Annotated in this window: 9 protein-coding genes; 7 read left to right on the top strand and 2 right to left on the bottom strand. The window is 72.0% G+C overall.

Annotated features, from left to right (window positions below; genetic code table 11):
* The first annotated feature begins 65 nt into the window (after positions 1-65).
* From QSK32_RS01260 to QSK32_RS01240, 5 genes are all read left to right on the top strand, one after another.
* Positions 66-1,406, top strand: a complete 1,341-nt coding sequence (locus QSK32_RS01260; protein WP_045744171.1) for a 3-oxoacyl-ACP reductase — start codon at positions 66-68, stop codon at positions 1,404-1,406.
* Position 1,407: 1 nt separating this feature from the next.
* Positions 1,408-2,226 carry a MaoC family dehydratase gene (locus QSK32_RS01255; protein ID WP_285470986.1) on the top strand — a complete coding sequence of 273 codons (819 nt, stop codon included), beginning with the start codon at positions 1,408-1,410 and terminating at the stop codon, positions 2,224-2,226.
* 65 nt (positions 2,227-2,291) lie between these two features.
* Positions 2,292-3,218: a transporter substrate-binding domain-containing protein gene (locus QSK32_RS01250; RefSeq protein WP_285470985.1), complete on the top strand. Its 927-nt coding sequence runs from the start codon at positions 2,292-2,294 to the stop codon at positions 3,216-3,218.
* A 3-nt stretch (positions 3,219-3,221) separates the two neighbouring features.
* A complete protein-coding gene (locus QSK32_RS01245) occupies positions 3,222-4,169 on the top strand; it encodes a transporter substrate-binding domain-containing protein (RefSeq protein WP_045744173.1) in 948 nt (315 codons plus the stop codon).
* 287 nt (positions 4,170-4,456) lie between these two features.
* Complete coding sequence (locus QSK32_RS01240; protein WP_157411190.1) at positions 4,457-5,347, top strand: hypothetical protein; 891 nt, start codon at positions 4,457-4,459, stop codon at positions 5,345-5,347.
* 127 nt (positions 5,348-5,474) lie between these two features.
* Here the strand turns inward: QSK32_RS01240 and QSK32_RS01235 are convergent, their stop codons facing one another.
* Entirely contained in the window at positions 5,475-5,705 is a 231-nt protein-coding gene (locus QSK32_RS01235) for a hypothetical protein (RefSeq protein WP_285470984.1), read from the bottom strand.
* Between the two features lie 1,014 nt (positions 5,706-6,719).
* Positions 6,720-7,655 carry a hypothetical protein gene (locus QSK32_RS01230; protein ID WP_045744176.1) on the bottom strand — a complete coding sequence of 312 codons (936 nt, stop codon included), beginning with the start codon at positions 7,653-7,655 and terminating at the stop codon, positions 6,720-6,722.
* A 92-nt stretch (positions 7,656-7,747) separates the two neighbouring features.
* Here QSK32_RS01230 and QSK32_RS01225 point away from each other — a divergent pair, with 92 nt between their 5' ends.
* Both QSK32_RS01225 and QSK32_RS01220 read left to right on the top strand, forming a co-directional pair.
* Positions 7,748-8,959 (top strand): acyl-CoA dehydrogenase family protein, encoded by a 1,212-nt coding sequence (locus tag QSK32_RS01225; RefSeq protein ID WP_285470983.1) that lies wholly within the window; start codon positions 7,748-7,750, stop codon positions 8,957-8,959.
* 32 nt (positions 8,960-8,991) lie between these two features.
* The gene (locus tag QSK32_RS01220) at positions 8,992-10,536 is read left to right on the top strand and encodes an AMP-binding protein (protein ID WP_285470982.1); all 1,545 of its coding nucleotides are present in this window, start codon (positions 8,992-8,994) and stop codon (positions 10,534-10,536) included.
* Positions 10,537-10,593 lie beyond the last annotated feature (57 nt).

Below are 10,593 nucleotides of genomic sequence, written 5' to 3'. Positions count from 1 at the left end.
GTTGTCCTCCAGATAGTTCAGCACGCAGGCATCGACCGAAAGCTACTCACCGGTAGGCTACCCGTATGGCTGACAGGTACGCGAACTTCGCCAACTCCGGTCTCGGCCGGACCGTGGTCAAGCGGCTCGGTCTGCCTGATCCGCCCCGGCTGCGGCGGCACCGGCCCGGCGACCCGCTCACCACCGGACCGGTCCTGCTCGGCGCGGCCCCCGGCGGCCGTCTCGCCGAACCGGTCCGCAAACTCCTGGACGCCGCCGGTGTCACGGTCGTCGACCCGGAGGGCGAGGTCACCGGCGCCGGGGCGCTGATCTTCGACGCGACCGGGATCACCCGGACCTCCGGCCTGCGGGCTCTTTTCGACTTCTTCCATCCGTACGCGAGAGCACTGCAGTCCTCCGGCCGCGTGATCGTGCTGGGCACCCCACCGCAAGCCACCGCCGGGCCGCAGGAGGCGACCGCGCAGCGGAGCCTGGAGGGCCTGACCCGCAGCATCGGCAAGGAGTTCGGGCGTGGGGTGACCGCCCAGCTGGTCTACGTCGAGGCGGGCGGCGAGACGGCCGTCGAGTCGACGCTGCGGTTCCTGCTGAGCGGGCGGTCCGCCTACGTCTCCGGCCAGGTGATCCGGATCGGCTCGGGCACCGCACCCGTCCCGGCCGACTGGGAACGCCCGCTGGACGGCAAACTCGCCCTGGTCACCGGGGCGGCCCGGGGCATCGGCGCGGCCATCGCCCGGACCCTGGCCCGCGACGGCGCCGACGTGATCGCGCTGGACGTGCCGGCCGCCGGCGACGCCCTGGCCGGGGTGGCCAACGAGACCCGGGGCCGGGCCCTGCAACTCGACCTGACCGCCGCGGACGCCGCCGGACGCCTCGCCGGATACCTGGCGGCCGGCCCACGCGCCGGGATCGACATCCTGGTCCACAACGCCGGCATCACCCGCGACAAGACCATCGCCCGGATGTCCGAGGACCGCTGGGACGCGGTGCTCGGCGTCAACCTGACCGCACCGGAACGCGTCAACGAACTCCTCCTGGAACGCGGGCTGATCCCGCCGGGCGGGCGGATCGTCGGCGTCGCGTCGATCGCGGGCATCGCCGGCAACCGGGGCCAGACCAACTACGCCACCAGCAAGGCCGGGGTCATCGGCCTGGTCCAGTCGCACGCCCCGCTGCTCACCGGCCGCGGCGTCACGATCAACGCGGTGGCGCCCGGCTTCATCGAGACGGCGATGACCGCGAGGATGCCGGCCGGGCTCCGCGAGGCCGGCCGCCGCCTCAACAGCCTGTCCCAGGGCGGGCTGCCGATCGACGTGGCGGAGACGATCGCCTGGCTGGCCTCACCGGGCTCCGCGGCGATCACCGGCAACGTGGTCCGGGTGTGCGGACAGAGCCTGCTGGGGGCCTGACATGACCACCGGTTCGTCCTACGTACGGGCGGCGCTCGGATCGCTGCCGGGCCGGGCGCGCGGGGCGGCGCTGCCCGACGGCGCGGCTACCCGGCAGGCGGTCGTGGTGGACCGGGAGCACCTGGCCGCGTACGACCGGGTGTGCGGGTTCCGCCTCGGCGACGTGCTGCCGGCGACCTATCCGCATGTGCTGGCGTTCCCGCTGGCCATGCGCCTGATGACCACACCCGGGTTCCCGCTGCCGCTGGTCGGTCTGGTGCACGTGGCCAACCGGATCACCGTGCGGCGCCCGGTCGGCGCGGCCTCACCGCTCGATCTCGCGGTCCGGGCGGTGGACCTGCGGGATCATCCACGCGGACGGCAGTTCGACCTGGTGGTGAGCGCCTCGGTGGACGGGGTTCCGGTCTGGGAGAGCGTCTCCACCTACCTGCGGATCACCCGGCCGTCGCCGGGCACGACCACGCCGCCGCCCGTCGCGGACGCGTCGTTCCCGTCGAACGCGGTGTGGCGGGTGCCCGCCGGCGTCGGCGGTGCCTACGCGGCCGTCTCCGGCGACCGCAACCCGATCCACACGTCGGCGCTGGGCGCCCGGCTGTTCGGGTTCCCGCGACCGATCGCCCACGGCATGTGGACGAAGGCGCGAGCCCTGGCCGCGCTGGAGGGACGGCTGCCGGAGGCGTACACCGTGGAGGTCGCCTTCAAACAGCCGGTGCCGCTGCCGGCCCGGGTCCGTTTCCAGGCCGCCCGCGAGGGCGACGGCTGGCGCTTCGCCCTGACCTCCCGGCGCCCCCACCTGACCGGTTCCGTCACCGTCGGCTGATTTCGACACTCGTCACTGGCTGATACCCTGGGCATCACGCTTCCCGGGACATTCGGGGGTCACCGGTGCGCCTAGACTTTCGCCGTCACCTCGTCCTTCTTCTCATCCTCGGCCTCGCCGCCGGCGGCTGCTCCAACGGGCCGCCGGACGATCCGACACCACCCACCGTCGACGAGCTCAGGCAGCAGGCCGGGCTGATCGGCCTCGGCAAGCTGCGCATCGCCGTGCCGGACAACCAGCCCGGCATGAGTTTCGTCGAGAACGGGCGGCGGGCCGGATTCGACGTCGAGATCGCCCGCATGATCGCCGGGAACCTCGGCTTCGAGAGCGAGGAGAAGATCGAATGGCACACGATCACCCGTAACAGCGAGCGGATCGCGTTTCTCAAGAACGACGCGGTCGACCTGGTCCTCGGCAGCTTCTCGATCACCGACGAGCGCAAGAAGGACGTCGCGTTCGCCGGCCCCTACCTGATCACCGAGCAGGGCATCCTCACCGCGGCCGACGCCGGCATCGGTGAGATGGAGGACCTCCGCAAACCCGGCAACCGGGTGTGCACCGTCGCCTCCTCCACCTCCGAAGGCCTGCTCCGGGCCCGGGACATCCCGTTCCAGCCGCAGAACACCGTCGAGGCGTGCTTCGCCAAACTCGACAAGGGCGAGGTCCGCGCGGTGAGCAGCGACCGGACCCTGCTGGCCGGGTTCCGGGAGACCAGCCGCACCGACACCGGCGACTACCGCTTCACGCTGCCGGACATCGCCCTCGGCCTGGAGGGGATGAACGGCATCGAGTCGCTCGGCATCGGCATGAACAAGGACCGGACCGCCCTGCACCAACTGGTCCGGCACTACCTGCAGAAGAGCTACGACCGGCAGAGCACCGGAGTCCCCGACCCGTGGAACGCCGCCTTCCAGAAATATCTCAAGCCCCTCGAAGGCGGGCTGGAGAGCAACCACCCGAAGCCGGAGGACGTCACCGAGGTCGGGGGCTGAACGATGCGGCGGATCTTCCACTGGCTGCCCCGGATCGCCGCCGCGACAGTGTTCCTGCTGATGGCGAGCTTGACCGTCGTCGCCGTCGTGCAGCAGCGCCGCGGCACGGCGGCCAGCGTCTCCGTCGACCAGCTGATCCGGGCGGCCGGCCTGCGCCCCGACCGGATCCGGATCGCCGTCTTCGAGGACCAGCCCGGCCTGGGATACCTCGAGAACGGCCGGCACGCCGGCTTCGACGTGGACATCGCCCGGATGGTCGCCCGCGGACTCGGGTACGCCGACGACGACCGGATCGAATGGCACCGGATGCGCAACAACATCGACCGGATCCTGATGCTCAAGAACGACCAGGCCGACCTGGTGATCGGCAGCTTCTCGATCACCGACGAGCGCAAACGCGACGTCGCCTTCGCCGGCCCCTACCTGATCACCGAGCAGGGCGTCCTGGCCTCCGCCGAAGCCGGGCTCACCGGCGTCGACGACCTTCGCAGGCCGGAGAACCGCATGTGTACGGTCGCCGGCTCCACGTCGGAACGCCTCCTCATGACACTCGGCTTCCCGGTGACCGGCCTGAACGGGATCAACGAATGCTTCGACCGTCTGGCGGCCGGTGACTTCGTGGCGATCAGCACCGACAAGACGCTGCTGGCGGGCTTCGACGCCCGGGACCCGAGCCGGTACCAGCTCCTCGACCTTCCGCCGGGCGAGGACGGGCAGCCGGCGGTCCAGGAACGGATCGGCATCGGGATCCGCAAGGACAACATCGCTCTGCGTACGCTCGTCGACCACCTCCTGGACCGGATCTACCGTCAGCAACAGCGCGGGCTGACCACGGATTGGCAGCGGGCCTACAACGCGCATCTGGCGGCGGCGACCGCGACGTCACATCAGCCCCCGCCGGACGAGCGGCCGGAGTTGCTGGACTACGACTCGAAGGGGCCGACGCGGTGAACGGGCCGGCCGCGCCTTCCACTCCCCCGCAGCCTTCTCCCCCGCCGCCGTCCTCGTCCTCATCCACGCCACCGTCCTCATCCCCAGCGCCGCCGCCCTCATCCTCATCGCCGCCCTCATCCTCATCGCCGCCCTCATCCTCATCGCCGCCGCCCTCATCCCCGGCGCCGCAGCCCTCACCCCCATCACCGCCCCCATCACCGCCGTCGTCCTCGTCGCCGGAGTCGAATGGCAGCAGTCAGGCGTTCTGGAGCCTGATCGTCGCGATCCCGACCGTCGCCGCTCTGATGCGCCTCTGGGTGGAGGCCGGCGGCCAGCTCCAGACGATGCTGCTGATCGTGGCGGACGCCGGCGCCAGCGCCCTGCTCTCCGCCACGCTGGTGACCGGCCTTCCGGTGATCAGCGGTGTCCTGGTGGCCGTCATGGTGACCGGCTGTTTCGTGGCCGCCCCGCCGGAGCAGCGCGCGCCGCTGTTCACCCGCTGGGCCCGGACCGCCCCGCTCTGGCTGGTCGCGATGATCCTGGTCGCCGCCCTCGCCACCTGGCGGATCATGTACCTCCCGCTGCTGCTCTTCGCCGTCGCGGTGCTGCTCGACCTGCCGGTGGCCGCCCGGGTGCCGCGCCTGACCGGCCTGCGCGGGGTGGTCCTGCTGGCCCTGGCATCGCTCGGCGTCACCTGGCCGGTCATCGTCGAGGCCCTGGGCCGCGGCGAACTCCTGCCCGCCGCACTCTTCGCCCTGCCGCCGGTGTGCACCATCGTGGTGGTGCTCCTGCACCGAAGCGTCGGCCTCCGCGGCCCGGCCCGGACGATCGCCCCACTGGTCCAGGCCGCGGTGATCCTGATCGGACTCTGGGCGGTGCTGCCGGTCACCTCCGCGCCCGTGCTCCCGTTCACCGTGACGATGACCGAGGGCCTCCCCGAGTACGACACGACAGGCGTCCGCGGCTCGGTGATCGGCTCCGACGACGTGCTGACCGCCATCCTGCGGGAGAGCGGCGGGGTGGCGTACATCCGCAACGAGCAGATCACCGGCCGGATCTCCTGCCCGTCGCCGGAGGAACTGCCCCGCTACCGCCTGCGGGTCCGGGACCTGCACATCGAGGACTCACTGCTGGAGGCGGTGGGCCGGCGGGTGCGGCCGGCCGCCCCGATCGACGCGGCCTGCCGCCAGCGCTGACCGCACGCTCCGGGCCGGGGTCAGCAGTCTTCTGGGCGAGGAACAGTCAGCAGCTCTTCTTGAGTCAGCAGCTCTTCTTGAGTCAGCAGCTCTTCTTGAGTCAGCAGCTCTTCTCGACGACGAGCAGTCAGCAGCTCTTCTTGACGACGAGCGGAAGGTTGCGGGTGGCCTTCTTCGCCGACCCGACCTCGGTCTCGGTGACCCGGCTGAACACCCGACGGCAGTCCGAGAGCTTGACCTTCGTGAACTTCAGCTTCACCGAGGTGCGCTGGCAGTCGGCGTCCGCACAGGACGGCTTGCAGGTATCGACGTTACGCGTCGCGGTCGCGTACCCCGTGGGCGTGCTCAGCGACGTCACGTCGGCCGGGCGCCGCCTCCGGTCGGCCCGTGCGCCGCCTCCGGTCGCCCCGCGCGCCGCCTCCGGTCGCCCCGCGCGCCGCCTCCGGTCGGCCCGTGCGCCGGCGCCGTTCAGCCGCTCGCGGCCACCCCGGGGCCGTCGCCGAGATCGGAAGAGGTCGAGTGGCGTTCCGGCCACCCCGGCCGTCGACTGCGGTCCGTCCGGGGGTCGGAAACGACCGTGGGCAGCGGAACGACCGTAGGCGGGGGAAACGACCGTAGACGGGGGAAACGACCGTGGGCGACGGCTGGGCGGCCCTGAGCCGTCGTCGATGGCTGATTGCCGTCCCGAAAACAGCCGTGGTCGACGGCTCGACCGACTCGGCCGTCGGCTGCGGTCCATCCGCGGGCCGAAAACAACCGCCGACGACGGCCGGGCGACCCCGAGCCGTCGCTCACGGCTGACTCCCACCCTCCCGAACAGCCGCGACCGACGGCTCAACCGACCCGGCCGTCGACCACGGCCCACCCACGAACCGAAAACAACCGTGGGCGACGGCCAGCAGTCGCACCATGCCACCCAACTCAAGTTGACCTTGGACGTGGCCACGCGCTGCGACAAACGGCTGCGCTGATGCGACCGCCACCGCCGACCTCCGACCGCCACGTCCGAACGCCACCGCCGACCTCCGACCTCCGACCTCCGACCTCCGACCTCCGACCTCCGACCTCCGACCTCCGACCTCCGACCTCCGACCTCCGAGGATCGTCGGGCAGCTCGAGGACGCCTTCCATCGGCTGCACCGGCAACGAAACCTGTTTCTGCATGCCGCTGACCTGACGTCGATAGCACTCTCGGGGACTCTTCGGACCGTCGCACCTCTGGTCGGCGCCGGCATCGACCGGATCGTCCACGCCAACGCCCAGGCCGGGAGGTCGCCCCCGGAGGGGCGGCGACGGAGGGGCGGCGACGGAGGGGCGGCGACGGAGGGGCGGCGACGGAGGGGCGGTCCACGGCGACACCCGGTTCGCCAGGTCAACGCAGGCGGCGGGCGAGCCAGGCGGCGCAGGCCCGCCCCTGGTCGTGCTGGAGGCGGCGCAGGCCGGGGGCGTGCGGGATCTCCGGCCGGTGGGCCGCGTTGAACCAGTGGCCGGTCCAGCCGGCGAGGAGGACGTTCACCTCGTGGGCGGGGGCCGCCGCCCACACCGACGCGGCCAGGATCCGTTCCGCGTCCAGGCCGCCGCGGGTCAGGTCGACGCCGAGCAGGATCAGGTCGGCCCAGCCGGGGGCGGTCCAGCGGTGGGTCCAGTCGACGATCCGCAGCCGGCCGTCCGGGCCGCGGACCAGGTTGTCGCGGCGCAGGTCGCCGTGGTGCAGGTGGTCGCCGCCGGAGAGGGCCGGGACCCAGTCCTCCTCGAGGGTGGCGAGCCGGTGGAGGTCGAGGCCGGACCAGAGCGGGATGCCCGTCAGGTGGGCGACGTGCGGCGGGTCGGGCATGTCGCGGCCGGCCAGGGCGCGGGCGGTGCCCACCATCTCGCCCTGGAAGTCGTGGGCGAACGGGACCGCACCGGCCAGGCGGCACGGGCGGGTGCCGGCGGCCAGGCGGGCGGTCAGGTCGAGGATCGCCGGCACGTCACCCGGTGCCCATGCCTCGACGTGGCCGGCCGGCAGGTGGTCCCAGGCCACCGCGCACCAGTCGGCCAGCGTCACGGTGGCCAGTACCGGCGGGGCCAGGGTGCGGTCGGTGAGTGCGGCGTCGCAGGCGACCGCGGTGTGCAGGCCCTGGTGGCGGTCCGGGTCGCCGCTGGCTTTGACGAAGGTCCGCCGGCCGTCGGCCAGTGTGAGGGTGGAGGCGACGGTGGGGGTGAAACCGGCCGGTGCGGCGGTCTCCGCGACCACGGGGGATCCGAGCGCGTCACCCAGGGCGGTGACGACCTCGGGGGGAGCCTGCCGGAACAGCGGACGTGGCACACCGCCAACATATCGATGAACCTTGTGTGTTCCGGGTCACGTCCCTAAAGTTACCGCCGAGTTCAACCCGTCGCCGGAAAGGCTGATCGGACGTGGAGTTCTGGCTCGACCTCAACGAGGAGCAACAAGACCTGCGCGAGTGGGTGCACGGCTTCGCCTCGTCCGTGATCCGGCCCGCCGCCGCCGAGTGGGACGAGCGGGAGGAGACCCCGTGGCCGGTCCTGCAGGAGGCGGCGAAGATCGGGCTATACGGCTTCGAGTTCCTGGTGAACACCTGGGCGGACACGGCGGGGCTGAGCCTGCCGGTGGCCAACGAGGAGCTGTTCTGGGGTGACGGCGGGATCGGCATGGCGATCTCCGGCACGTCGCTGGCGGTGGCCGCGATCTACGGGTCGGGCACGCCGGATCAGCTGGTCGAGTGGGTGCCGCAGTGCTTCGGCGACGCGTCCGACCCGAAGGTGGCGGCGTTCTGCAGCACCGAGCCGGAGGCCGGGTCGGACGTGGCGTCGATGCGCACCCGGGCGGTCTACCACGAGGCGACCGACGAGTGGGTGCTCAGCGGCCAGAAGGCGTATGCGACCAACGGCGGCATCGCGAACGTGCACGTGGTGACGGCGAGCGTCGATCCGTCGCTGGGTTCGCGTGGGCAGGCCGCGTTCGTCGTGCCGCCCGGCACGAGGGGCCTGGCCGGCACGAGGAAGCTGAAGAAGCTGGGCCTGCGGGCCTCGCACACCGCGGACGTGTTCCTCGACGACGTTCGGGTCCCCGGCAGCTGCCTGCTCGGCGACAAGGAGTCGCTGGACCGCCGCCTGGCCCGGGCCCGGGAGGGTCAGCGGGCCACCAAGCAGGCCGCGATGCGAACCTTCGAGCTGTCGCGGCCCGCGGTGGGCGCGCAGGCGATCGGCATCGCGCGGGCCGCCTACGAGTACGCCTTGGAGTACGCGAAGAACCGCGTGCAGTTCGGCCGTCCCATCATCGAGAACCAGGCGGTGGCGTTCGCGCTCGCCGACATGCGTACCGAGATCGACGCGGCGCGGCTGCTGGTGTGGCGGGCGGCGTGGATGGGCCGTAACGAGCGGCCGTTCGGCGCCGGTGAGGGCTCGATGTCGAAGCTGAAGGCCGGCGAGGTGGCGGTGTCCGTCACCGAGAAGGCGGTGCAGATCCTCGGTGGCGCCGGTTATCTGCGGGAGCACCCGGTGGAACGGATGTTCCGGGACGCCAAGATCTACACGATCTTCGAGGGCACGTCGGAGATCCAGCGGCTGGTCATCGCCCGCGCCATCTCCGGAGTCCAGATCCGCTAGGGCTTGTCCTATTATGCCGGGAGGATGACAGAGTGGACGCCGCCTTCATCGCCTCGACCATGGCCCGCCGTGGCCTGCTGACGCCGGGGCGTCCGGGCCGTGTCGTGCGCCAGTTCGCCGCGCTCGGCCGGTGGGGTTTCGGTCTCGCCGGTGAGCTGCGGCAGGCCGCGGCCCGCAGTCCGGAACGGATCGCGGTGGTCGACGACGAGCGCCGCCTGACGTACGCCCAGCTGCTCGGTCGCGCCGAGCGGCTGGCCGGGGCGTTGCCGGCCGGTCCGGGTGACCGGGTCGGGCTGCTCTGCCGCAACTCGGTCCGGATGGTGGAGTCGCTGATCGGGACGACCATCCGCGGCGCCGACCCGGTGCTGATCAATACCGGGCTCTCCGCGCACCAGCTGGCCGAAGTGACGAAAAACCAGGGCCTGCGGGTGCTGATCCACGACGACGAGTTCACCGACCAGGTCGCGTTGCTGACCGGCGTCGAGCGGCTGAACGAGCGGCGGATCGCCGACATGATCGCGGAGACGTCGCCGGAGGGCGCGCTGTCGCCGCCCGCGCGTCCGGGACGGACCGTCGTGCTCACCTCGGGGACGACCGGCGTGCCCAAGGGTGCCCGGCGGCCCACGCCCGGTGGTTTCCGCCCGCTCTGCTCGGTGATCGACCGGATCCCGCTGCGGGCCGGCGACACTGTGATGATCTCCGCGCCGCTCTTCCACACCTGGGGTTTCGCCGGGCTGCAGATCGCGTTGGCGCTGCGCGCGACGATCGTGCTGCAACGGCGGTTCGACGCGGCGGCCGCGCAGGCCACCATGGCCGGACGGTCGGTGGACGCGCTCATCGGCGTACCCGTCATGCTGCAGCAGCTGATGGATCTCCCGGCGTCGGCGAAACGGCCGAGCCTGAGGGTGGCCGCGGTCAGCGGTTCCGCGCTTCCGGGCGGGCTGGCCGGCCGGTTCATGGACCGGTTCGGCGACGTCCTCTACAACCTGTACGGCTCGACCGAGGCGTCCTGGGTCTCCATCGCCACGCCGGCCGACCTGCGGGCCGCGCCGAACACCGCCGGGCGTCCGCCGTACGGCACCCGGGTAGCGGTGCTCGGCGACGACGGCCGGCCGGTGCCGGACGGCACGGTGGGCCGCCTGTTCGTGGTCAACGAGATGCTGTTCGAGGGCTACACCGACGACGCGGACACCCGGATGTGCGAGGGCATGCTGGGCACCGGCGATCTGGGGCACCGGGACGCCGACGGCCGGGTGTTCGTGGACGGCCGGGAGGACGACATGATCGTCTCCGGGGGTGAGAACGTCCATCCCGGCGAGGTGGCCGACCTGCTCGCCGGCCTGCCGCAGGTCCGGGACGTGGCGGTGATCGGGGTGCCGGACGACGAGTTCGGTCAGCGGCTGGCGGCCTATCTGGTGCTGCGCGATGGCGAGACGCTCGATCACGAGGCGGTCCGCGCGCACGTCCGCCGGCACCGGGCCCGGTTCTGCGTGCCGCGGGACGTCGTCTTCCTGGACGAGCTGCCCCGCAACGCCACCGGCAAGGTCCTCGCCCGGGAGCTGCCCCGCAACGGCTGAACGCGAACTCTTCTCCCCTTGCGTCTTTCCGCATCCCGGGTGGACCGCGCCGGAACG

The organism is Actinoplanes sp. NBRC 101535 (assembly GCF_030269225.1).
In the GTDB taxonomy this organism is placed as follows: domain Bacteria; phylum Actinomycetota; class Actinomycetes; order Mycobacteriales; family Micromonosporaceae; genus Actinoplanes; species Actinoplanes rectilineatus.
Note: the sequence above shows the minus strand (reverse complement) of the source record. Positions and strands in the feature narration are given on the sequence as shown.